General features: G+C 38.1%; 20 protein-coding genes and 1 pseudogene. 17 read left to right on the top strand and 4 right to left on the bottom strand.

Translation table 11 applies throughout. From position 1 onward, the window contains the following. The first annotated feature begins 248 nt into the window (after nucleotides 1–248). The 16 genes and pseudogenes from ilvD to AB9L17_RS14455 all read left to right on the top strand — a co-directional run bounded on the left by ilvD (nucleotide 249) and on the right by AB9L17_RS14455 (nucleotide 19,311). Nucleotides 249–1,919, top strand: a complete 1,671-nt coding sequence (gene ilvD / locus AB9L17_RS14530; protein ID WP_068984647.1) for a dihydroxy-acid dehydratase — start codon at nucleotides 249–251, stop codon at nucleotides 1,917–1,919. A gap of 567 nt (nucleotides 1,920–2,486) precedes the next feature. Continuing rightward, on the top strand, nucleotides 2,487–4,253 hold the full coding sequence (ilvB, locus tag AB9L17_RS14525) for a biosynthetic-type acetolactate synthase large subunit (RefSeq protein ID WP_375199304.1): 1,767 nt from the start codon (nucleotides 2,487–2,489) through the stop codon (nucleotides 4,251–4,253). Then, nucleotides 4,250–4,765: an acetolactate synthase small subunit gene (ilvN, locus tag AB9L17_RS14520; RefSeq protein WP_068984645.1), complete on the top strand. Its 516-nt coding sequence runs from the start codon at nucleotides 4,250–4,252 to the stop codon at nucleotides 4,763–4,765. Before ilvB ends, ilvN begins: the two co-directional genes overlap by 4 nt. A 98-nt stretch (nucleotides 4,766–4,863) precedes the next feature. Continuing rightward, nucleotides 4,864–5,898: a ketol-acid reductoisomerase gene (gene ilvC, locus AB9L17_RS14515; protein WP_068984644.1), complete on the top strand. Its 1,035-nt coding sequence runs from the start codon at nucleotides 4,864–4,866 to the stop codon at nucleotides 5,896–5,898. Beyond that, nucleotides 5,885–5,992 (top strand): annotated as a pseudogene (locus tag AB9L17_RS14510) (hypothetical protein); the annotation flags it as partial. The gene ilvC and the pseudogene AB9L17_RS14510, both read left to right, overlap by 14 nt. 302 nt (nucleotides 5,993–6,294) lie before the next feature. Continuing rightward, nucleotides 6,295–7,395, top strand: coding sequence for a 3-isopropylmalate dehydrogenase (gene leuB / locus AB9L17_RS14505; protein WP_068984643.1), 1,101 nt, complete (start codon nucleotides 6,295–6,297; stop codon nucleotides 7,393–7,395). Between the two features lie 775 nt (nucleotides 7,396–8,170). Beyond that, nucleotides 8,171–8,317: a zinc ribbon domain-containing protein gene (locus AB9L17_RS14500; protein WP_375200798.1), complete on the top strand. Its 147-nt coding sequence runs from the start codon at nucleotides 8,171–8,173 to the stop codon at nucleotides 8,315–8,317. Between the two features lie 261 nt (nucleotides 8,318–8,578). Beyond that, nucleotides 8,579–9,988, top strand: a complete 1,410-nt coding sequence (gene leuC / locus AB9L17_RS14495; protein ID WP_068984642.1) for a 3-isopropylmalate dehydratase large subunit — start codon at nucleotides 8,579–8,581, stop codon at nucleotides 9,986–9,988. A 284-nt stretch (nucleotides 9,989–10,272) separates the two neighbouring features. Further along, the gene (gene leuD / locus AB9L17_RS14490) at nucleotides 10,273–10,863 is read left to right on the top strand and encodes a 3-isopropylmalate dehydratase small subunit (protein ID WP_223557057.1); all 591 of its coding nucleotides are present in this window, start codon (nucleotides 10,273–10,275) and stop codon (nucleotides 10,861–10,863) included. 502 nt (nucleotides 10,864–11,365) lie between these two features. Next, entirely contained in the window at nucleotides 11,366–12,580 is a 1,215-nt protein-coding gene (locus AB9L17_RS14485) for an MFS transporter (protein ID WP_223557059.1), read from the top strand. Beyond that, entirely contained in the window at nucleotides 12,577–12,747 is a 171-nt protein-coding gene (locus AB9L17_RS14480; RefSeq protein WP_175401731.1) for a hypothetical protein, read from the top strand. Before AB9L17_RS14485 ends, AB9L17_RS14480 begins: the two co-directional genes overlap by 4 nt. 224 nt (nucleotides 12,748–12,971) lie before the next feature. Then, nucleotides 12,972–13,850 (top strand): ribokinase, encoded by an 879-nt coding sequence (gene rbsK / locus AB9L17_RS14475; RefSeq protein WP_375199303.1) that lies wholly within the window; start codon nucleotides 12,972–12,974, stop codon nucleotides 13,848–13,850. A 301-nt stretch (nucleotides 13,851–14,151) separates the two neighbouring features. Further along, a complete protein-coding gene (locus tag AB9L17_RS14470; RefSeq protein ID WP_223557061.1) occupies nucleotides 14,152–16,002 on the top strand; it encodes a GTP-binding protein in 1,851 nt (616 codons plus the stop codon). A gap of 110 nt (nucleotides 16,003–16,112) precedes the next feature. Next, nucleotides 16,113–17,333, top strand: a complete 1,221-nt coding sequence (locus AB9L17_RS14465; protein ID WP_068984635.1) for an RtcB family protein — start codon at nucleotides 16,113–16,115, stop codon at nucleotides 17,331–17,333. Nucleotides 17,334–17,490: 157 nt separating this feature from the next. Further along, nucleotides 17,491–18,003, top strand: a complete 513-nt coding sequence (locus tag AB9L17_RS14460) for a sigma-70 family RNA polymerase sigma factor (RefSeq protein ID WP_375199302.1) — start codon at nucleotides 17,491–17,493, stop codon at nucleotides 18,001–18,003. After that, on the top strand, nucleotides 18,004–19,311 hold the full coding sequence (locus AB9L17_RS14455) for a DUF4179 domain-containing protein (protein ID WP_375199301.1): 1,308 nt from the start codon (nucleotides 18,004–18,006) through the stop codon (nucleotides 19,309–19,311). It begins immediately after the preceding gene. 52 nt (nucleotides 19,312–19,363) lie between these two features. On the opposite strand, the gene AB9L17_RS14450 is transcribed toward AB9L17_RS14455, so the two are convergent. From AB9L17_RS14450 to AB9L17_RS14435, 4 genes are all read right to left on the bottom strand, one after another. After that, nucleotides 19,364–19,873 carry a ferritin gene (locus AB9L17_RS14450; RefSeq protein ID WP_068984633.1) on the bottom strand — a complete coding sequence of 170 codons (510 nt, stop codon included), beginning with the start codon at nucleotides 19,871–19,873 and terminating at the stop codon, nucleotides 19,364–19,366. Between the two features lie 283 nt (nucleotides 19,874–20,156). Next, nucleotides 20,157–20,792: a Bax inhibitor-1/YccA family protein gene (locus tag AB9L17_RS14445; RefSeq protein WP_223557073.1), complete on the bottom strand. Its 636-nt coding sequence runs from the start codon at nucleotides 20,790–20,792 to the stop codon at nucleotides 20,157–20,159. Nucleotides 20,793–20,881: 89 nt separating this feature from the next. Further along, a complete protein-coding gene (locus AB9L17_RS14440) occupies nucleotides 20,882–21,193 on the bottom strand; it encodes a hypothetical protein (RefSeq protein ID WP_375199300.1) in 312 nt (103 codons plus the stop codon). Between the two features lie 149 nt (nucleotides 21,194–21,342). Next, on the bottom strand, nucleotides 21,343–22,104 hold the full coding sequence (locus AB9L17_RS14435; protein WP_375199299.1) for a TerC family protein: 762 nt from the start codon (nucleotides 22,102–22,104) through the stop codon (nucleotides 21,343–21,345). 421 nt (nucleotides 22,105–22,525) lie between these two features. Here AB9L17_RS14435 and AB9L17_RS14430 point away from each other — a divergent pair, with 421 nt between their 5' ends. Further along, nucleotides 22,526–24,283: an ABC transporter ATP-binding protein gene (locus AB9L17_RS14430; RefSeq protein ID WP_375199298.1), complete on the top strand. Its 1,758-nt coding sequence runs from the start codon at nucleotides 22,526–22,528 to the stop codon at nucleotides 24,281–24,283. Nucleotides 24,284–24,308: the final 25 nt, after the last annotated feature.

The following is a 24,308-nucleotide window of genomic DNA, read 5'->3' as shown; positions in this document are numbered from 1 at the left end:
AATCGAGATAAAAGTGATGCTTAGTCAGCATGAAAACGATTTCAAAATTTATTGGATTGTTTGAATTGTTTAAATAATTCAAAAATAGTGTTGACGAGACCTTTTTTTCGTACTATGATTACAACAATTTAACACGTTCGTTACAGCAGTTAGTTGTCTTTAAGTCAATTAACTTATACACAAATACAAAATAGACAGAACATTTTGTATAAAGCAACGAACATAGCAATAAATGAGGGGCGTTTAAAATGAGAAGTGACATGATTAAAGTAGGCGTAGATCGTGCGCCACATCGAAGTCTTTTATATGCAACAGGCAAAGTAAAAGCAAAAGATTTAGGCAAGCCATTTATTGGGGTTTGTAATTCTTATATCGACATTATTCCAGGTCACGTTCATTTACGTACATTTGCTGATGTTGTCAAAGAGGCCATTATTGAAGCGGGTGGTATTCCATTCGAATTTAATACAATCGGTGTAGATGATGGTATAGCAATGGGTCATATAGGTATGCGTTATTCATTACCAAGTCGTGAAATTATCGCAGACTCTGCAGAGACAGTTATTAATGCACACTGGTTTGATGGTGTATTCTATATCCCAAACTGTGACAAGATTACACCTGGAATGTTAATGGCAGCAGTTCGTACTAACGTACCATCAATCTTCGTTTCTGGTGGTCCAATGGAGGCTGGTACTTCTGCTACAGGCAAGCAACTTTCATTAACTTCGGTTTTTGAAGGTGTAGGGGCTCTTAAATCAGGAAAAATGTCAGCTGAAGAGCTGTTAGATATTGAAAACAATGCATGCCCTACATGTGGTTCATGTTCAGGAATGTTTACAGCAAACTCTATGAACTGCTTAATGGAGATGCTAGGAGTAGCATTACCAGGTAATGGCACAATCGTAGCTACTTCTGAAGAACGTCATCAGCTTATTAAAGAAGCTGCTAAACAATTAGTCCGTATGATTAAAGAGGACATCAAGCCACGTGACATTATTACAAAAGAAGCAATTGATGATGCATTTGCACTCGATATGGCGATGGGTGGTTCGACAAACACAGTCCTCCATACTTTAGCAATCGCCAATGAAGCTGAAATCGATTATAACATTGAAGATATTAATAAAGTTGCAGAGCGTGTTCCATATCTAGCAAAAATTATGCCTGCTTCAGATATTTCAATGGATGATATTAATAAAGCAGGTGGCGTTAGTGCCATCATTAATGAATTGACATCTATTCCAGGTGCTATTCATCCTGATCGTCCAACAGTTGCAGGAGTGACAATGGCTGAGCTTGTAAAGGATTATCATATTACAAATGATCAAGTTATTCGTACGAAAGACAATCCTTATAGCCCAGTTGGTGGTTTATCGGTGTTATTTGGCAATATCGCTCCGCAAGGATCTGTTATTAAAGTAGGAGCTGTAGACCCTTCTATTAAAGTATTCAGAGGCGAAGCAATCGTCTTTGATTCGCAGGAAGCAGCACAGGAAAATATCGATAATGGGACGGTTAAAGAGGGCCATGTAGTCGTCATTCGCTACGAAGGACCTAAAGGTGGCCCAGGGATGCCTGAAATGCTTGCACCAACTTCTGCAATTCAAGGGCGTGGTCTCGGAACAAAAGTTGCATTAATTACTGACGGTCGTTTCTCAGGTGCATCTCGCGGTATTTCAATCGGTCATATTTCACCAGAAGCAGCAGAAGGCGGTCCAATCGCTTTAGTAGAAAATGGTGATGTGATCACAATTGATCTACCAAATCGAACAATCAATTTAGAAGTTTCAGATGAAGTATTAGCTGAACGTCGTGCAAAACTACCGGTATTTGAACCGAAAATTAAACGCGGTTGGCTAGCAAGATATTCAAAATTAGTAACAAACGCTTCTACAGGTGGCGTTATGAAAATTTAACTTCTTTCAGAAGTTAAAGCCTCCGGCGGATGTCATGGAATCGGAAAGGAGTTCTTTGTGCAAGCACAAAGCCGATTCCAGACGCAATTATGCCAAGGCACAATTGAAAAAGATAAAGCGTTGATGAGGTTAAAGGTTCTAGAGCCTTGTATTTACCAGAGAGCCGGTCGTGCTGGAAGCCGGCGATACAACTAGATCTGACATCCCCTCGGAGCGAGCTATTAAACGCGTTTTCGCCATTAGATAGCTCCGGGCATAATCGAAGTGCTCGTTATTAATGAATAAATGATTTATGACACGGTATTGAATGCGAATTTTTCTCGTATGGGTGCATAAATGCTTACATTTGTTCACGAGGTAGCAATTATTTGCTATAAAGAAGGGTGGTACCATGGAAAGTCTTTTTCATCCCTACGTAAGGTAGTTCTTTGCGTGTGGAGAAAAAGGCTTTTTATTATTTTTGACGATGTTAGCAAGAGTCCCTTTTCAAGGAGACATCCAGCTAGTGACACTTCAATGATGCGCATCGCTAATGTGAAATTGAATGATAAGAAGGAGGCAGATTTGATGAGTGCGAATGTTTCTATCAATGAAAAAGAAGAATTAGCAACAACAGCAAAAGCTGAACAAACCTATCAAGCGAAAGATGGTGCGGACGTATTAGTGCAAGCATTGCATGAACAAGGCGTTGAAATTGTTTTTGGGTACCCAGGTGGAGCGGTACTACCAATCTATGATGCAATGTATAAAAATCCGGTTCGTCATATTTTAACTAGACATGAACAAGGTGCAATCCATGCAGCGGAAGGATATGCACGTGTTTCCAATAAACCTGGTGTTGTAATTGCAACAAGTGGTCCAGGAGCAACAAACCTAGTAACTGGTATTGCTGATGCGATGATTGATTCCATCCCATTAGTTATTTTCACAGGCCAAGTAGCAACCTCTGTAATTGGTACAGATGCTTTCCAAGAAGCAGACATTATGGGAATTACAACACCAATCACAAAGCACAACTATCAGGTGCAAGATGTCAATGATATCCCACGTATTGTAAAAGAAGCGTTCCATATTGCAAGCACTGGTCGAAAGGGTCCTGTTGTTGTCGATTTCCCGAAAAACGTTTCCCAAATGTTATTTGATGTGGAGAATCCACCTCAAGCACCTGAAGAAATATATTTACCGGGTTATCAGCCAACATACAAACCGAACTATTTACAAATTCAAAAGGCTATTCAAGCAATTTCATTGGCTAAAAATCCACTAATTTTAGCTGGAGCTGGTGTACTCTTTGCAGATGCACGTGAGGAACTAACAGCATTGGCTGAGAAATATCGTATCCCAGTAACGAACACTTTATTAGGGCTTGGTTCAATTCATGGAGAACATGAATTATTCATCGGAATGGCTGGAATGCATGGAACTGTAACAGCGAATACAGCTATTACAAAATCAGATTTATTGTTGAATATTGGTGCGCGTTTTGATGACCGTTTAACTGGTGATTTAGCAACATTTGCTCCGAATGCAACGATCGTACACATTGATATTGACCCGGCGGAAATTGGAAAAAATGTTCCAACCGATATTCCAATTGTTGCAGATGCCAAAGAAGCATTAAAAGCATTATTGAAAAAAGACTTCAAGGGTCCGGACACAACAGAATGGCTAGCATTCTTAAATAATCATGCAAACGAATATCCATTATGGTATAGCAAGAAGCAGGGCGATAAAGAAGTTTTACCGCAGGAAGCATTAGAGCTTGTGCATAAAATTACAGAAGGTGACGCGATTGTCACTACAGACGTTGGGCAGCATCAAATGTGGGCTGCACAGTATTATCGCTTAAACAATGATCATGGATGGGTAACGTCTGGTGGACTTGGTACGATGGGCTTCGGTTTCCCAGCTGCAATTGGCGCCCAGTTTGCGAAGCCAGACAAAAAAGTTGTATCCATTGTAGGGGATGCAGGATTCCAAATGACTGCACAAGAACTTTCTCTGCTACAAGAATTCAACTTACCAGTAAAAGTGGTGATTTTAAATAATAGCTGTCTTGGAATGGTACGCCAATGGCAAGAGACGTTCTATGAGGAGCGTTATTCATCATCGCTTATGCCGATTCAACCAGATTTTGTTAAATTAGCTGATGCATATGGCATTAAAGGCTATCGAATTGACACAATCGACGAGGCGGAAAGTATTTTCCGTGAAGCACTACTTTCTGATGATCCAGTGTTAATAGATTGTCGTGTGAAACAGCTGGAATGTGTTTACCCAATGGTAGCACCAGGCAAAGGTTTACATGAAATGATTGGGGTGAAAAAGAAGTGAAACGAGTAATTACAGTAACAGTGATTAACCAGAGCGGTGTGTTAAACCGTGTAACAGGTTTACTTATGAAGCGTCAATTCAATATCGAATCCATCACAGTTGGTCATACTGAACAGCCAAACTTTTCGAAAATGACTTTTGTTGTACACGTAGAGGATGAGTGTAAAATTGAACAGCTAGTGAAGCAATTATCAAAGCAAATTGATGTGCTGAAGGTCAATGACATTACAGATAAATCGATCGTATTACGCGAGTTAGCACTTGTGAAAGTAATTTCACCACCAAACTTACGACTGGAAATGAATTCAATTGTTGAACCATTCCGTCCACAAATTATTGATACAGCGAAAAACGTTGTCACATATCAAGTAGTAGGACATCCAGATAAGATTGATGCATTTATTGAACTAATTCGACCTTATGGTATTAAAGAATTAACGCGTACAGGAGCTACTGCATCAGTACGTGAAACACAAAAAATCTCAAATACGCAGCTCTCTATTTTAAAATAGTTGGCATATAAAATGGATAGCTTTAGATGCATAGCACTTTTTGGTACCGTGCATCTAGAGTTAAAAAAAATTAACCCAAATTTAGGAGGAAACAAACTATGGCTACAATGTACTATGATCAAAACATCAACGAGGAAGTATTAAAAGGAAAAAAAATCGCAATCATCGGTTATGGCTCACAAGGTCATGCGCATGCATTAAACCTTAAAGAATCAGGATTCGATGTAGTAGTAGGAGTTCGTCCAGGCGGATCTTTCGATGCAGCAAAAGCGGATGGATTAGATGTAAAAACTGTTGCTGAAGCAGCACAAGAAGCAGATGTAATCCAAATTTTACTTCCTGATGAGCGTCAAAAAGCTGTATATGAGGCTGAAATCGCTCCACATCTTGAAGCAGGTAAAGCACTTATGTTTGCACATGGCTTCAACATTCACTTCGGTCAAATTACACCACCAGCAGATGTTGACGTATTCTTAGTTGCACCGAAAGGTCCAGGACACTTAGTGCGTCGTCAGTTCCAAGAAGGTGCTGGTGTACCAGGCTTATTCGCAATTCACCAAGATGCAACTGGTCAAGCAAAAGATATAGCCCTTGCATACGGTAAAGGAATCGGTGCTGCGCGTGGTGGATTACTTGAAACAACGTTCAAAGAAGAAACGGAAACTGATCTATTCGGTGAGCAAGCAGTACTTTGTGGTGGTGCTACACAATTAGTAAAAGCAGGTTTCGAAACATTAGTAGAAGCAGGTTACCAACCAGAGTTAGCATACTTTGAAACACTTCACGAATTGAAATTAATCGTTGATCTAATGTTTGAAGGTGGTATGGCAACAATGCGTTACTCCGTATCCGATACAGCTGAGTGGGGTGACTATGTTGCAGGACCACGTATCATTGATGACTCTGTAAAAGCTCGAATGAAAGATGTATTAACAGATATTCAAGATGGTACATTTGCTCGCCGTTGGATTCAGGAAAATGAAAACGGTCGTCCAGAATATACAAAATTCAAAGAAGCGGGTGCAAATCACCAAATCGAAGAAGTTGGTGCTAAATTACGTGCTATGATGCCATTCATCAACGAAGGTAAGGAAAAAGTTGTGAGAGAAGTAGCTGCAAGTGCGAAAAATTGATATTTTCGATATAACACTTCGCGACGGCGAACAATCTGCTGGTATGAACCTAAACACAGCAGAGAAAATTGAAATCGCCAAGCAACTGGGGCGGCAGATGTATTAGACGCATCAGTAAAAGCGTAATTAAATGCTATTAACCGTCATTTAATTCAAGCAAGCCTTGGTGCACAGTATGTGAGTTAATTGATTAGTAGGCAACTGGTAAATGTCACAGATTTAGATGGTAGTGAATGGTATTAGTGTACTTCACATTCCAGACGCAATTAGGCCGTTGTGTATTTTAAGCATTTCAATTACGCAAAGACGTAGTTGATGACTCTCATCTATAAATATAGGTGAGAGTCTTTACTAAAATAGCGGATTCAACGCTATACAAAGAAAGGTGTTTTGACGATGGAGAAAAAAATTACAGTACTTCCTGGTGACGGAATAGGACCAGAGGTTGTTGCTTCTGCTGTTCGTGTATTACAAGTAATTGGTAAGCGATTCAACCATACATTCCATTTAGGTTATGCAACAATCGGGGGCGCTGCCATCGACCAACACAATAATCCACTGCCAGATGAAACAATCGAGATGTGTGAAAATAGTGACGCTATTTTACTGGGAGCTGTTGGTGGGCCGAAATGGGACCATAACCCACCTGAATTACGTCCAGAAAAAGGATTATTACGTATTCGCAAGCACTTTGACTTATTCGCAAATCTACGTCCAGTAAAGGCGTTCCCGAGTTTACTAGATGCTTCACCATTAAAACGTGAAGTAGCCGAAAACGTCGATTTAATGATTGTACGTGAACTAACAGGCGGCGTATACTTCGGGGAACCACGTATGCGTACTGAGAATGGCGCGATTGATACAACGGTTTACTCAACTGCAGAAGTTGAGCGTATCGTTGAAAATGCCTTTGAATTAGCACGTTTACGTGGAGGCAAATTATGCTCTGTTGATAAAGCAAATGTACTTGAAACAAGTCGTTTATGGCGCGAAGTTGTAGAAGCGAAGAAAAAAGATTATCCGGATGTGCAAGTGGAGCACAATTTAGTAGACTCCGTTGCGATGAAATTAATTACAAATCCTTGTCATTATGATGTAGTAGTTACTGAAAATATGTTTGGAGATATTTTAAGTGATGAAGCATCGGTTATTACAGGTTCTTTAGGTGTATTACCATCTGCATCTATTCGGGGTGATAATTTTGGTCTATATGAACCAGTACATGGCTCCGCACCAGAAATTGCTGGCCAAGGTGTAGCAAATCCAGCAGCAACCATTCTTTCAGTTGCCATGATGCTACAATATTCATTTGGCTTAAAAGAAGAGGCTGCAGAAATTGAACGTGCTGTCAGTGCAGTATTTGATGATGGCTATTTCACTGCAGATCTTGCACGAGATGGCGATCGTATACTATCTACAAACGAATGGACAGATAAAGTAATGAATGAGATTGATACTAGCTTTGTTTCGGAAAGCATTATGACAACATACATTTAGGAAATAGGTGAAGATGATGGGTAACTAAACTGTTACGACAAATTTAGACAAAGCTATACAAATCTGTATAGAAGCATAGATTGATAACAGAATACCCTTCGTATCAAGCGATTGGTGCGAACTCCACGTTAATTGCTTTTAACTCCTAAAGCCTTGTGACCAAAGCGGAGCTGGAAACGGCAGACGTAACGGTGCGAAAGCAGAAAAAACAACAAGGATGGCATAAGCTGAAAAAAATTACTCAGTGTCCGTAAAGGATCATCGTGACAACGGAAAACGGTGGCGCTAAGTGCTTTGGCAATGGATGTTTAGCAGCGAACTCCTAAATCTCTAATGAGACAAGGAAGACGTTCAACGACTATCTCCTTGAGGGAGAGTAAAACCGCAAGCGAATGGCGGAAGAAAAATGTGGCTCTTATTAAAAGATAAGATGAAGATATAGTCTGCGCTTATGTGAAAGCATAAGAGGTCTACTCGTGAGAGAAAGACTGCATGAAGGGTTGCGCCTTTGTGTGAACAAGAAAAATATATACAACTATAAAAATGTTAACAACCTCTCTAAATAGGGTAAAGTATTTTATCTTAGTGAAAGAGAGGTGGTGCACATGGAATTAATGTCCATTGGGAAATTTGCTAAACGCTGAAATCCTTAATTTTTATAAGCGACTTAACGACATTCGAACAAATCATTTACATCAGTGTTCTAATGAGATTGTGAAAACCAAGCCATCTCGTATTGTAATGGAACATTTAAAGGTAAAAGGGTTGATGAAAAATAAACATCTGGCGAAGGCAATGTAAAAAATACGGAATTGAATTTGTTGAAACCGACAGATGGTTACCATCATCAAAAACTTGTTCTAGTTGTGGACAAATCAAATCCGATTTGAGACTGAAAGACAGATTATTTATCTGCTCTTGAGGATTAAAGTTGGATAGAGATTTGAACACAAGCATTAACTTAGCAAATTATTCAATCTAAGGAGCTTAACTGAAACTAAGCCTTGGATGTGTACGCAACGATACTGCGGAATTTAAGCCTTTGGAGAGTCATACAAAATGGCAGTAGCTTCGGCGAAACCAGGCTCGGTGAATAAGGAAGACACAAAACGAATGTCAAAAGATATAAGTTGTGTCACAGTAGAGATGTCTACATTTTTTAAGAAATGTATATGTTTTTCGTATCGGCAAAAATATAATTGAAAAGATTTGGGATAAACATGTCGTTTATCAGGAAGAGGGCAAACCGGACCTGTTATATATTGATCTCCATTTAATTCATGAAGTAACTTCTCCGCAAGCCTTTGAAGGTTTACGAATGAACGGACGTAAAGTGCGTCGTCCAGAATTAAGCTTTGCGACAATGGATCATAACGTGCCTACAAAAAATCTACCAACAATCCATGATCCAATTGCACGAAACCAAATCGAAACGTTGGCAAAAAACGCTGAAGAGTTTGGCGTTGAGCTTGCAGGGATGGGGCATCCTGACCAAGGAATCGTTCACGTAATTGGACCAGAGCTAGGTTTAACTCAACCTGGTAAAACGATTGTCTGTGGTGACTCCCATACTTCTACACACGGTGCTTTTGGAGCGATTGCCTTCGGTATTGGTACTTCCGAGGTAGAACATGTATTGTCAACGCAAACGTTATGGCAGAACAAGCCAAAAACAATGGAAATTCGTGTAGAAGGTGAGCTCTCTGTAGGGGTAGCGGCCAAAGATATTATTTTAGCGATTATTTCTAAATTCGGTATCGGTGTCGGCACAGGACATATTGTGGAATTCACTGGAGAGGCTATCCACAAGCTATCTATGGAAGAACGGATGACAATTTGTAACATGTCGATTGAAGCAGGTGCAAAGGCAGGGCTAATTTCCCCTGACCAAACGACTGTTGACTATATCCGTGGACGTAAACATGCACCACAAGGAGAAAAGTTTGAGGAAGCAGCAGATTATTGGTTAAGTTTAGCATCCGATGAAGACGCAACATATGATACAGTTCGAATCATTCAAGCAGAAGAAATTGAACCAATCATTACTTGGGGAACAAATCCGTCAATGGGTTCAGGTGTTTCAAGTAATGTTCCAACACAGGCAGATTATGAAGATGAGTCAGATAAAGCCGCTCTTCGTAAAGCACTTGCCTACATGGGCTTAGAGGAAGGTCAACCATTAACTTCCATCGATATCCAACACGTATTTATCGGATCTTGCACAAACTCACGCATCAGTGATTTACGTGCAGCAGCGAATATCATCAAAGGACGTAAGGTGCATGAGAATGTAACAGCTATCGTTGTACCAGGTTCACATTCGACGAAAAAACAAGCAGAAGCAGAAGGATTAGATAAAATCTTTACAGATGCAGGCTTTGAATGGCGTGAGACAGGTTGCTCCATGTGTTTAGCAATGAATGATGATGTAGTACCAGCTGGTGAACGCTGTGCATCAACATCAAACCGTAACTTTGAAGGCCGTCAAGGAGCTGGTTCTCGTACACACTTAGTATCACCGCCAATGGCAGCGGCGGCAGCAATTGCTGGTCACTTTGTGGATGTTCGTGAATTCGTAAAGGAAACTGTGTAATTTTTATCTTCATTCAGAAGGCACCTCATATTTGTGGTGAGATTATTACGATTGTAATTTCTATTCAGTAGGTTACCAAATACAAAAATAAGACTGGATGAAGATAAAGCCTTTGGCAGATGTCACGGATTTTGAAAGGGGCCAAAATAAGGATGTTAGCCTAAACCTTCGCATCCTGCGAAAACGGCTAACTGACCTGCCTCGTGCAGGCCTAAGCACAATTCAAAATCCAGGACGCAATTACGCCAAGGCGAAATTGATTAGCACAGAAAGGATGATTGAAAATGGAACCAATTAATATCGTAAATAGTGTGATAACACCACTTGATCGTAAAAATGTTGATACAGACCAAATTATTTCGAAAGAGTTTTTAAAACGTATTGAGCGTACAGGTTTTGGACAGTTTTTATTTTACCATTGGCGTTTTGATGCAGATGGTAATGAAATCAAGGACTTTGTGTTAAATAAACCTGAATTTAAAGACTCCAAAATTTTAGTAGCACAAGATAACTTCGGCTGTGGTTCTTCTCGTGAACATGCACCGTGGGCAATCTTAGATTACGGCTACAATGTAGTGATTGCACCATCATTTGCAGATATTTTCCATAATAACTGTTTCAAAAATGGGATATTACCAATTAAGTTAACAGAAGCAGAGTGTGATGAAATATTAGCTAAGGGCTTAGAAAAACCGTACATGGTGGAAGTCAATCTTGAGGCACAAACAGTAACATGTGAAGATGGGGTAGTGTATCATTTTAGCATCGACCCTTACTATAAAGAAACACTGTTAAATGGTTGGGATGAAATCGCCCTAACCTTTAAATACGAAGAACAAATCGCTGCTTACGAAGCAAAACGTATTGCCTATTAATCGTTGATGCGATTTCCTTTAGACTGAAGACATACTTGATGATGTCTTCGGTCTTTTTATCGTTTTTTTATTTCCCGACAGAAGACTCCTACTTCAAGGGATGTGAAGGGGGATATCGTTCAAAGCACACCCGAACACTGAATAATCAAAGCTCATTAATGCGGAGCCTTCTAGTTATTGGGATGGATAAAAATGGTCAATCAACACACCTGCTAACATCGTGTTGGTGTTGCTGTCGCTTCGCTTTCGCACAGAAAAAACGTGTTGCTGTCGCTACGTTAACACTGCGCTTTCGCACAAAAAACATCTGTTGCCCTAATGCCTCCGGACACAATTCTGTCGAGGTATAATTGATAAGTTAATGTTTTGTAAAAATACACAACAAATTAATGAAATATTTTGATAATATATTTATGAGGGAATAAATGGATTGTTTAGTAGGGGGGCAGTGAAACGATTCGGATGATGATGAGGCTAGTTATTTTGAAAGGGGGAACTTATCATGAATATCATTCGAAAATACAGTCTGTTAATTGGGGGCTTAGGTTTTTCCAATTTAGGGAACTGGATTTACCTCGTTGCACTTAATTTATTTGTATGGCATTTAACACAATCACCTGCAGCGATGGCCGGGATCTTTATTGTCGGTCCTATCGCTAGAGTTTTAACCAACTTGGTCGCAGGCTCTTTCATTGATCGTATGAATAAACGCAAGTTGATGATTACAACTGATATGATACGAGGTGTTATCGTTTTTTGTATGCCGTTTATGGAATCTATTTGGCTCATCTATGCGCTGTTGTTTTTAGCAAATATGGCGAGTAGTTTCTTTGGACCTAGTAGTACATATTATATTACAAAATTTATTCCCTCAGAAGATAGACAACGATTCAATGCAATACTTGGCACGTTCAATTCAGGTTCGTTTTTAGTAGGTCCAGCACTAGCGGGTCTTCTCATCATGCTTTTTAATACAACAGTTACAATTTGGTTCAATAGCTTTACATTTTTTGTATGTGCGATAATTATTTACTTATTACCTAATGTAGATGATGTGAAGGAAACTTCGAAGAGGCAACGTATTACTTGGCAAATATTAAAAAGTGATTATGTAACTGTAGTGGCTTTCATCCGACAAAATCCGTTATTTATTACGATTTATTTATTGTTCCAAAGTGCGTTAATGATTGCATTTGCGCTTGATTCTCAAGAAGCGACATTTATAAAACAAGATTTAGCTTTATCGGATAGCATATATGGAGCTTTTGTGAGTATTGCAGGAGCAGGAGCGATTTTAGGTGGATTGGTTGCTGCAAGCTTTGCGAAGAAATGGTCCACCCGTTCATATATGGCTTTTGGCTTGTTCTTGACAATGGTGTTTTATACAGCCTTTTATGCTTCGACATCAAGTATATTGGCATGTGTAAGTTTTATTTTTCTAGGCTTTTTTATGGCATTTAGTAATACAGGTTATGAAACATTTTATCAGCAAAATGTACCGCCAGAAATGATGGGGAGATTCGGTAGTATTTCAAATATATTTCAAAATATTTTACAAATTACCTTTACGTTTCTATTAGGTTTGTTTGCAGAATTATTTACGCTTCAAATGACTGCAATTATTTTAGGTATTATAAGTATCATATTTTCGGTTTCATTATGCTTTGTGCTATATTCCAAAAAAATCCACATAGGTTTGAAGGAGGAAACATTATGATTAGTTATTCGCTTCATTGTATTTTTTGTAAGAAAACATTTGAAGTGGTAGAAGGATCAAAGAAATACAGACTGTATAAACAAAATATGCAAGGGAAATTTTCCTGTGAAGATTGTGATCGAAGAATTGAATTAGAGGCAAGGAAAGGTTTATTGGGAAAACTATAAATTGAAAATAGGTGTATCGAAATAATTAACTTCACTTTTATTGTAGACTTCTTTCAAGACAGCTTACTATTTTATAGGTAAAAATATATGGGTCCCATTAAAAAAGCTGGAGAATATCAGATGAGAAGCTAAATACCTCATCGTAATGATCAAATGTAAATGATCCTGTCTTTCTACTGTTTTCTCGGTTAGAATGGAAAAATAAAAAGAAAGTAGGTCAACAGATGATTACAGTTATAGGTAGCTTAAATATGGATTTAGTTGTACAAATGGAAGCTTTTCCAAAGCAGGGTGAAACAATCCTTGGTAAAGATTTTCAAACAATGCCAGGAGGAAAAGGGGCTAATCAGGCAGTTGCTGCTGCACGTCTTGGAAGTGAAATCGCAATGATAGGGTGTGTAGGCTCTGATAGTTTTGGTGAAACATTGCGCACTGTTTTACAGCAAGAGCACATTCAAACAGAAGCGATTGCAAGCACTTCAGTACCTACTGGGATAGCTAATATTCTAATCTACAATAATGATAACCGCATCATTGTCGTACCTGGCGCTAATTATGAATTAAAGCCTGACCATATAGAGGCAGCGAAAGAAATCATTCAAAAAAGTCAGATGGTCATTATGCAGCTAGAAATCCCAATGGAAACGACTGCGTATGCAATAAAATTATGTAAAGAAGCTAATGTACCTGTTTTATTAAACCCAGCACCAGCGGCTAATTTTGATGTGCAGTGGATGGATGATATCACTTATATCACACCAAATGAAACGGAGTGTAAGCAATTGTTTGGCGATCATTTTGATCAACTATTAGAAAAATATCCTAATAAAATGATTATTACGTTAGGTAGTAATGGAGCACGCTATTTTGATGGCGAATATCCAATACATGTTCCAGGTTTTATGACAAATGCAGTAGATACGACTGGCGCAGGGGATACGTTTAACGGTGCACTCGCTTATGCATTAGTAGAAGGACAATCTTTGGATCAGGCCGTGTACTTCGCAAATCTTGCCGCTTCTTTATCTGTAGAGAAATACGGTGCCCAAAGCGGGATGCCAACACTTGAAGCCGTTTACGCACGTATGGCTGGAGAAGAATAAAGTACAATGACAGATTTATAGTATAAAAGTCACTTTAATAAAATAGAGCAGGAGAGTAGGTGCTGAAAGACTAACTCTCCTATTTAATTTATAATAGTTATATATATAGTATTTCTTTTAGTCTTAGTGGGGAATAATATTTGAGATTATAGGTTTAATAGTATAAGTATGAACTCCTATTTGTGACAACTGAAAGTAAGTAAATTATCCTTTTTTATTATTAATTCTAAGTACTATGTATTAGAGAAGGGCTAGTTTCATTTATAATGAATATATATACATACGAAAAGAGGTTATGAGGATGACGAACATTGACAATCTGCCAATTGAAAATACGACCTCAGCGAATAATATTTTGCCACAGTTTGTGGATCATTTACGCCAATTACATGGCATTATTGTACAAAATACATATGTGAAAGATACAGCTAAACACTTAAACCGTATCATTCAAGATGCTAACAACGAAACGATGATTCTTCTTGTCGGGAAAGAGCGTGTTGGAAAAACAACACTAGTGAATGGACTGCTAGGACGTCAAGTTTTGTCTGTTAGTGATCAGCATTCTACAGGTGTAAATACATTCTTGCGTTACGGTGAAAATGAAGAAATAAAAGCGTATTTTTTAGATGGCGTTGTAGCCACATTCGATATGAGTAAGCTAGAATTATTGACTACTGGCGATACTTTTGCATCTGAAATACTACGCGAGCATTTAGATTACCTAGAAGTATATTTGAAAAATGATTTATTAAAATCAGTTACAATCATAGATTCTGTTTCATTGGAGGCAGGGGGAGGAGAAATGGCCTATTTCTCAGAAGCGTTGATGAACCGTGTTGACGAAATCTTTTGGGTATTACGCTCAGGTTCAATGGCTATTTATCCAGAAATATTATTGATGGAGACCTTAAAAAACAAAGGTGTTGAGCCTCTTTGTGTCATCAATGGTATTGATTCAAATGAAAATACGGAGATGTTTATCAATTCAGAGAGAGAGCGGTTTGGCCATTTAACAAGTAATTTTGTTGCTATCTCTGCAACAGAAGCACTTGAAGCTAAACAGACTAACAGTGATGAACTTTGGCAAAAAAGCCAGTACGAGCATTTAATTACAGAAATTCAACGAGTTGCAGAAAATAGTGATAAGAAAACGTATGCCATTTTAATTCGCTTTTTACAATGGCTTGAACGATTCCGCTTCGAATTAACTGTTATTCCACAAAGAGATCCTTTCCAATCTGCTGTTGAGAACATTGAAAAGTACGCAGGCGATACACAATATGAATTTTCACGCTATCAACGTGATTTAACGATTGTGACTGAATATGAGCAAGAATACGAACAGGTTGCCAATGTATTTAAAAATGTTCAAACATTATACCAGCTTTTACAAACCATTTCACAAAATGATTATTTACAAGATGAAATTGTGGAAAGCTTTACAGAAAAGGCTATTTATTATCAACTAAAGGTACGGGAATACCGCAATATGCAGAGCGAATATATGCGTGAATATGATCGATTGGACGCACAACATAAAAAAATTCATGGAAAAGGTCTGATCAAGGCTATCTTTGGTCAGCATACACAAAATGACTTTTTCAAGGAACGTGTCGACAAGTTAAATGAGCAGCAAGAACTATGTATTGCACATTTTGAAAAAGTACACGAAACGGAGACATTGATTCTTCAGTCCATTCAATCCATACAAAGTCATCTAATGGATTTATCGAGAAACCGTTTGGCACGTATTGAGCAAAAAGTGCAAGAACTTAATCAACAACGTTCAAGAGAAAAGCACCAATTACAATTATACGCTAACAAATTAAATGAATTTTCTTGTTTGATTGAGGCACAGGGCTATATTAAAGAAAAGGTTCAACCATTTTTAATGGACGAGCAAATGCCCCTTAGAACAAAGGATATTGAAATGCTAAAAGAAACAATAAACAGTTTAGTGAGCATTGACTTAACAAATAATGGTTTACTTGCACGTAGTCAAATGAACAAAAAAATGGAAAGTACGGCAATTCCTTTTGAAGCTCAGCAAAAATATCCGTTACATACGTTAGCTTTAGTAGAAGCAGATGTAAAATCAAACGATATACCAGAAATTCCGAAAAAATTAGATATCCAATATGAAGAATAGACTGTAAAAGGAAATGTCCTAAAAGTAATTTAAACTTTTAGGGCATTTTTTATGATGAGGGATGAAACAAAATATGGTATTTTTTCGTATAAATAGAAGGAGGGATTAAAATGATTCAAATTAACGGACGTTTTACGGAAGTGAAAATTTATTCTAATACAGCATTACAATCGGCTATCGATCAAATTAAAGAATTGGCAAATCAAGCCTTTATGGAAGGAACAAAAGTACGGATTATGCCAGATTATCATGCAGGGAAGGGCTGTGTTATTGGCACAACGATTCAGCTTCAGAATCGTGTAGTGCCTAACCTTGTAGGTATTGATGTAGGTTGCGGTGTATTTGTAGCTGAGTTAAATGAGACGGGTATAGATTTTTCTAAACTTGATGCTACAATTCGAGCACATATACCAAGCGGACAGGATATCCATCAGGAAGTATCGCCTGCCCGACATTTTGTAGAATTCGAAGGAAAACAGTTTGTAGCGAGTGGCTTAAAGGATGACTATACGAATTTATCACTAGGTACACTTGGGGGAGGCAATCATTTTATAGAGCTTGCAAAAGACGAAGCCGGCACACATTATTTACTTATCCATACTGGCTCGCGTTATGTCGGAGCTAAGGTAGCAAATTGGCATCAAAAAAGAGCCTATGAAACATTGCAACGAGAAGATTTAAAAGAAAAAATAGGCGAACTGAAAAATCAGGGGCGGGAAAAAGAAATTCAAGCGATGATTCAAGCTTATAAAGAGCAAAATCCTATTGTACCAAAAGATTTGGCGTATTTAGAGGGTGAGTATTTCCATGATTATATTCACGATATGAAAATTGCTCAGCAGTATGCTCGGATGAATCGTTGGACAATTGCTGAAACAATTGCGAAGCATATGAACTGGCACTTTAACGAAACGTTTGATACGATCCATAACTATATTGATACGGAAACAATGACGTTAAGAAAAGGAGCCGTTCGAGCAAATAAAGGAGAGAAGCTGGTTATTCCTATGAATATGCGAGATGGCTCACTTATTTGTATAGGGAAAGGGAATGTAGAATGGAATTACTCGGCACCACATGGAGCGGGACGTATGTATTCTCGACGTGCTGCAAAAGAAGCGCTAAACATGGAAGATTTTAAAGAAACGATGCGAGGTATCTGGACAACATCCGTAAACGAAGAAACGTTGGATGAAGCGCCAATGGCTTATAAGCCGATGTCAGAAATTACATCTGTTCTCGAGGAAACTGCTGATATATTAAAAGTGATTACACCCGTTTATAATTTTAAAGCTAGCGAAGTAGCAAAGCCATATGAGCGACGAAAGTAAACTGTGAATGAATAAAAAACTTGTTGATGAAGCATATCCGTGTTTTTTGGGATATGTTTTCTTTTTGAGAAGAACTTCGCATTTTTATTTGCATTAAAAGAAAATAAAATGAACGAAAGTGTCAGCTCGTTTGTCTAATAAATAGAAGGGAGTGAATGTGTTGGATGAACAAGCATTGGTAAAGCGTGCGATGGCTGGAGACGAACTAGCATTTTTACAATTACTTAATCAATATGAACAGACAATGTACCGTATGGCATTCGCCTATTTAAAGAATGAACATGATGCCATTGAAGCAGTGCAAGAAGCAACATACCGTAGCTTAAAAAAGATACATACCGTAAAAGAACCAGCTTATTTTGGTACGTGGCTTGTCCGAATTTTACTCAATATTTGTCATGATATGCGGGAAAAAAGTAAGCGTCTAGATTTACAGGAGAACATAGATATCGGTAACACTGCATCGAATCATGAGCGTTTTGAAATGACTGATATCATTACAAAGCTACCAAAAGAGCAACAGGAGCTAATTTTTTTGAAATATTTTCAAGACTATAAAAATCAAGATATTGCTGCACTTCAAAATATTCCAGAAGGAACAGTGAAATCGAGGTTGCATGGGGCATTGAAAAAGTTAAAACTCTATTTTATGGAGAAGGGAGAGCTGTAGATGAAACAGGTAAAAAAGCATGATTATGATACTTTCGTCAAAGAGTTGGAACAAATTGACATTCCGCATGAACAATTAGAAGAGTCGTACATAAAAAGTATCATACGCTTTCAAAAAGAGAAGCGTAATCGACAACGTAAATGGCAGGGCATCGTTGTTACTTGTGCATTACTATTGCTATTTGTAACGTCCATTCGTATATCTCCAGCTTTTGCTAGTGCCATCGCAAAAATCCCAGGCTTTGCTCCACTAGTTCAGATGATCACGTACGATAAAGGTGTCGAAGATATACTCCATAATAACTATTATGAGGAACTAGGATTGTCACAAACGAAAAATGGTTTAACTTTTACACTACTAGGGGTTATTGCTGATGAAACAGGTATGATTTTACCTTATACATTTTCCGCACCGTTTGATGTTCGTCATTTAAAAATCAAGGAAATAGAGCTCCGCCAAAATGGTAGGGTATTACCTGCAGGAATGAGTTACAGCGGGTATGACGAAAAGGAAACATTTTTGATTGAAGAAAAACTTGAGGCTACATTTAAGGATCCTATTAGTTATGACAATGCCAAATTTGAATTAAATATACAATTTGATGATGAAAAACAAACAGAATTTACGATTCCATTTTTACTTAAAAAGCCAATTGCGAAAACGAAGATCTATGAATTGAATGAAAAAATGAGCTTTGAAGAACAGCATATCATCGTCAAGTCCGTTTCTATTTCACCACTTCGTACAGGTATTACAATCGTTCTTGATCCAAATAATGAAATGCGTATTTTAGGATTTGATGACATACGTCTATTGGATGAAAAAGGGGAGGAGTGGACGACAATCAGTAATGGCTTAACAGCTACAGGTAATCTTATAGATGAAGAAGAAACGGTCTTTATGCAAAGTAATTATTTTAGAGAGCCCAAAAAGTTGACCTTATCCATTGGTAAAGTAAAAGCATTGCCAAAAGGACAGGATTTTATAGAAGTAGATTTTAAGCAAAAGAAAGTACTATCCAAACCACCACTCCCGGGCTTAAAGGTTCAAGTTAATAAGCGAATGGTAACAATAAATGTTCCAACTTCTTATAAAGATAAAAATATCAGTTTACTTGGCACAGCAATTGATGCAAATGGCGAAACTGTTTACAGTAATTCAACAAGTTTCCATAGACCTGATGAAAACATAATCGAACAAACAGAAACATATGACATAAAGGAAGTTGCCAATCCAGTCCGCATTTATTTCACCCATTATGAAAACTTTTTAGATGGAACTCAAACGGTTGAAATTCCATTGAAATAGTCAAAAAAGAATCTGCTCATACGGCAGATTCTTTTTTAATTAAATATAAATTTTATGCTTCAGCATCTGGTGAAAAAGTACGGCTAGCTAATTCAGCATCAAGCATAAAGATTGCGTTGGAATCACTTTGAATGCGTTCAATTTTACGAATTAACGTATCGAACGTTGATTCTTCTTCTACTTGCTCGTCTATGAACCATTTTAAGAAAGCCATTGTTGCATGCTCACGTTCATCTAAAGCGATATCGGATAAATTGTAAATGCGGCGAGTCACTTCTTTTTCGTGTGAAAGAGCAGATTTAAAAGCATGTAGAATCGAATCAAAATTATTTTCAGGGCTATCATAGCCGTGGATTGTTGCGCGGTAGCCCATATCACTTAGAAAATTATAAAATTTCATAGCATGGAAGCGCTCTTCTTCAGCCTGTACTAAAAAGAAGTTGGCAAAGCCATCATAATCTTGGTCTGTACAGTATGCTGCCATTGCCATATAGGCGTGCGCTGAGAAAAATTCAAAATTCATTTGTTCGTTTAGTGCTGTGTGTAGTTTTTCAGATAACATAAAAGTTTTCCTCCCTTAGTAGTAAATACCTGTTGATGTCTTATAGTATACAACGAAGGTAGGGGGTTATACAAATGATATTTGTTCTCAATTAAAAAATCCCGTAGTAAGATTCCTACCTCAAAATTAAGGAGAAAGATGGGAAGTTAACTGCTTGTAAAAGCCCGATTGGTGAGGGGCAACAGGATGTCGGTCACACAAATACTTTCATTGGAAATGTTTGTGTCCTTCTATCCAGTGGGGGATGAAGCGAACCCCAACCCCACTGAAGAAATCTTCAATTTTATTCAAATTCATTTTTTAATCGCCAAATTACTTCTAATAGATTAGTAAATAAATTAATAAAATCTAAGTAAAGATTTAAGGCCATACCAACGACTTCATCATCTGAAACGTGATTATGTCGGATTCGGTTAAAGTCATAAACTGTATAGAGACTAAATAGTAGTACAGTTACTCCCGCTATAATCAGTCCAACCATATTGCTTACAGGGATAAACATAAAAACTAGAGAAAATACGAGTACAACGATTAATACGGTGAATAAATAGCTTCCCCAATTGGAAATGTCTTTATTCATCATCATACCAACAAGTGCTAGCACAATGAAGATGGCTACGGTCGCTACGAAAACAAGTAACACAAGCTGTTGTCCTAGCTCTGCAATGAAAAATTGTGTTGTCCAAAATAGTGTAATCCCCATTAAGAAGGGGATCGTATACATAATGGAATTAGCGAGTTTCAGACTTCGCACAAAGCAGGCAATGATAAGAAGCACAATTGTAATAATGGATATCGGCATGATAATAGCAGGGGGTAAAAATGTTGCGATGTACATCCCGATTACTGTTAACACCCACATAAAGGCAAAGTGTTTCAAAATTTTGTTCAAGTTATGATTGCGGTTAGCATATGCCATGTTGAAAAATCCTTTCTTTTGTAAAATAATTATCTATAATTATACGAACCAGTTTCTAAAAAGATTCAAATTTATAAAAATTTGGCTCATTACGTGTGGTTGATTTCCGTTCCGACTGGGCGCTTTGTTGCTGCCGCTTCGCTTTCGCACAGATACAACATTTGTTGCTGACGCTGCGCTTTCGCGCAGAGCAGAGCTTCCTGGGGGCGTCCGATGAGCCGCTTGGGGCAACAGATGTTTTTTGCGCGAAAGCTTAGTGCTAACGTAGCGGCAGGATGTTGGTCCGAAGGCGTTATCACAGGACGTGATGTTCTTAGCCTTCGTTCCTCTTTCGCTAATCCCCAAGGAGTCGCCCAGCCGCCACTCCAATCAACTAATATACAGGGCGTATATTTTAACAAATGTCATCCACAGCTTCTTCGGTTTGTGGAAACAATCATGACGGATCTGGACTAGCCAGTTTTTTGGCAGGGTGATAGGGAATCCTCTGAGAAATTGTATAAAATCGAAAATTCGCCAAGATGGTATGTCTAGGCGAATTTTTGATTAATTATTTTGCATTTTTCTTTTGGTTTTTCACGCCAACTAAGTATCCACCAAGGGCAATACCAATTAATACAGTCCAGAAAATAAGCTTCCACGTTGTTGAGTGTGGAAAATCATGTGGAATTATAGCTAGTTTTTCGTGTGCTAATGCTAGAACAGCCAGCTTTACACCAACCCAGCCTACGATTAGGAAGGCAGCTGTTTCAAGTGATGGGAATTTATCAAGAACTTGCACGAACCAACGAGCCGCAAAACGCATCATGATAACACCAATAATACCACCTAAGAACATCACTGAGAATTGACCAACATTAATGCCGCCAATATCAAAATCTCCGACATGTGGTAGCGTTACTGCAATAGCAACCGCTGCTAAAATTGAATCTACCGCAAAGGCGATGTCGGCAAGCTCAACTTTCATAACAGTCATCCAGAAGCCAGATTGTTTTTTAGGCTCTTGAATTTCTTCGGGGTTTTGTACAGCCTTCCGTGAATCATAAATATGCTTACCTGACATGAATAATAAGTATGCAGCACCAAGAGCTTGAATTTGCCAGAAATTAACGAGCGTTGTAATAAGGAATAGTGCAGCAAAGCGGAAAATAAATGCTCCTATTAAACCATATAATAGTGCTTTTTGCTGTTGTTCCTTAGGTAAATGTTTTACCATAACGGCCATAACAACTGCATTATCAGCAGCTAATAAACCTTCTAGTACAATTAATACGATGAGTACCCATGCGTACTCTAATAAAATTGCCTCCAAATTTGTTTCCTCCTTTGTACTTCGAACAGAAATGAATGTGCTGCTTTTAACGTATTCTTTGCATTTTAGGCAAAATAAAAAGACCTCTGCCTAAAAAATAGGCAAAGGTCTTGCTAAGCAATTAACTGTTAGTTGCACAGAAAAATATCGTGTACGACAAAAAATGCCTTCACACCCGATGGCATATGACCATGTAATGACGAATGTGAAATCAGATGTTTCATTTACATCTGCTAGCTACTCCCCTTTGACAAAATTGTCAAAAGCTATTCAATTCTTTATACATGGATTATAACATGTTTCTAATCCATTGCAAATAAAAATGTGAAAATAAAGTGAAAAAATCCTTTACCGAACAGTTTAAACAAGTGGTACTATTGGAGAGATGCGAAAATATTAGCAGCATAGAGAGGAGACATACATGTATAGAAAGTTTTTTTCATATTACAAACCACATAAACGATTATTTGTGATCGATTTTTCGAGTGCGATCATTGTAGCAATTTTAGAACTCGCTTTTCCTCTAGCTGTTCAGTGGTTTATTGACGAGTTATTACCTACAGGTGACTGGGGCATGATTGTCAAAGTAAGTGTGCTATTATTACTTGTTTATGTAATTAGCACAATCCTTAACTTTATTGTCAACTATTTAGGACATAAACTAGGTATTAACATCGAGACAGATATGCGACAAGAGTTATTTACACATGTTCAGCGTCAATCATTCCGTTTTTTTGATAATACGAAAACAGGTCATATTATGAGCCGTATTACAAATGATTTATTTGATATCGGCGAGTTTGCCCATCATGGACCGGAGGATTTATTTATTGCGATTATGACATTTGTCGGGGCCTTTGCTATTATGTTTAATGTTAATCCAACATTAGCGTTAATTGCCGCAATAATGGTGCCGTTTTTAACATGGCTTGTTACATTTAGCAATATTAAAATGAACAATGCATGGAAAACAATGTATGGGAAAATCGCTGATGTGAATGGTCGTGTAGAGGATAGTGTATCTGGCGTACGCGTGGTCAAATCCTTTACAAATGAAGCTTTTGAAATTGAACGCTTTAAGGAGCAAAACGGCTTATTCCGCTCTGCCAAATTGTATGCTTATAAAATTATGGCAGGAACGCACTCCAGTATTTATATGATGACACGTTTGTTAACGTTAGTTGTGCTTGTTGTGGGGTCATGGCTAAGCTTTAGTGGCAAACTATCTTACGGTGAGCTAGTTAGCTTTGTTTTATATACAAATGTTCTAATTAAACCAATCGATAAAATTAGTGCATTGCTAGAGCTTTATCCAAAGGGGATGGCAGGCTTTAAACGCTTCCGTGAATTAATAGAACAGGAACCAGAAATCCTGGATCGTGAAGGGGCAAAGGCAGTTCAACATCTTTACGGAGATATTTCATTTAACAATGTTCACTTTAATTATGACACATCCAAAACGGTGTTAACGGATATTTCCTTTGACGTACTTGCTGGACAAACGATTGCATTTGTTGGTTCATCCGGAGCTGGTAAAACAACGATTTGTTCTTTAATTCCAAGGTTCTATGAAGTAAGTAGCGGTGCCATTACGATTGATGGGATTGATGTGCGAAATATGACACAGGCTTCATTACGTTCGCAAATTGGTATCGTACAGCAGGATGTCTTTTTATTTACAGGGACTATTCGAGAAAATATTGCTTATGGAAAATTAGGTGCTAGTGAGGAAGAAATTCGTGAGGCGGCTAAAAGGGCACATTTAGAGGCATTTATCGCAGAGCTTCCAAATGGCTATGAGACGCAAATCGGGGAGCGTGGTTTAAAGCTTTCCGGTGGACAAAAGCAACGAATTGCCATTGCTCGAATGTTCCTAAAAAACCCACCGATTTTAATATTAGACGAAGCAACCTCTGCTTTGGATACAGAAACAGAGATGATTATCCAACAGTCATTAACTGAGCTTGCTGAAAATCGAACAACCCTAGTTATAGCCCATCGACTGGCAACCATCCGCAATGCTGATCGAGTCCTAGTAGTGACACCAAATGGAATTGAAGAAGATGGAACTTATGATGAGCTTGTTGCACAAAATGGCATTTTCGCTAAGCTTCATCATATTCAGTTTCGTAAAGGACAAGGGGAGCCATCCATGCAGGAGTATGTTGAATTAAACTAAAAATGGCATTACTTAAATTGAAATA

The sequence above is a fragment of the Lysinibacillus sp. RS11 genome, from assembly GCF_042019215.1.
Taxonomy (GTDB): Bacteria; Bacillota; Bacilli; order Bacillales_A; family Planococcaceae; genus Lysinibacillus; species Lysinibacillus xylanilyticus_A.
Note: the sequence above shows the minus strand (reverse complement) of the source record. Positions and strands in the feature narration are given on the sequence as shown.

Coding starts and splice junctions, on each gene's coding strand:
- AB9L17_RS14470 (WP_223557061.1), top strand. CDS start 14,152: ATGACGAACATTGACAATCTGCCAATTGAAAATACGACCTCAGCGAAT.
- rbsK (WP_375199303.1), top strand. CDS start 12,972: ATGATTACAGTTATAGGTAGCTTAAATATGGATTTAGTTGTACAAATG.
- ilvC (WP_068984644.1), top strand. CDS start 4,864: ATGGCTACAATGTACTATGATCAAAACATCAACGAGGAAGTATTAAAA.
- ilvB (WP_375199304.1), top strand. CDS start 2,487: ATGAGTGCGAATGTTTCTATCAATGAAAAAGAAGAATTAGCAACAACA.
- AB9L17_RS14455 (WP_375199301.1), top strand. CDS start 18,004: ATGAAACAGGTAAAAAAGCATGATTATGATACTTTCGTCAAAGAGTTG.
- AB9L17_RS14465 (WP_068984635.1), top strand. CDS start 16,113: ATGATTCAAATTAACGGACGTTTTACGGAAGTGAAAATTTATTCTAAT.
- leuB (WP_068984643.1), top strand. CDS start 6,295: ATGGAGAAAAAAATTACAGTACTTCCTGGTGACGGAATAGGACCAGAG.
- AB9L17_RS14480 (WP_175401731.1), top strand. CDS start 12,577: ATGATTAGTTATTCGCTTCATTGTATTTTTTGTAAGAAAACATTTGAA.
- AB9L17_RS14485 (WP_223557059.1), top strand. CDS start 11,366: ATGAATATCATTCGAAAATACAGTCTGTTAATTGGGGGCTTAGGTTTT.
- ilvD (WP_068984647.1), top strand. CDS start 249: ATGAGAAGTGACATGATTAAAGTAGGCGTAGATCGTGCGCCACATCGA.
- AB9L17_RS14445 (WP_223557073.1), bottom strand. CDS start 20,792: ATGGCATATGCTAACCGCAATCATAACTTGAACAAAATTTTGAAACAC.
- AB9L17_RS14450 (WP_068984633.1), bottom strand. CDS start 19,873: ATGTTATCTGAAAAACTACACACAGCACTAAACGAACAAATGAATTTT.
- AB9L17_RS14430 (WP_375199298.1), top strand. CDS start 22,526: ATGTATAGAAAGTTTTTTTCATATTACAAACCACATAAACGATTATTT.
- leuD (WP_223557057.1), top strand. CDS start 10,273: ATGGAACCAATTAATATCGTAAATAGTGTGATAACACCACTTGATCGT.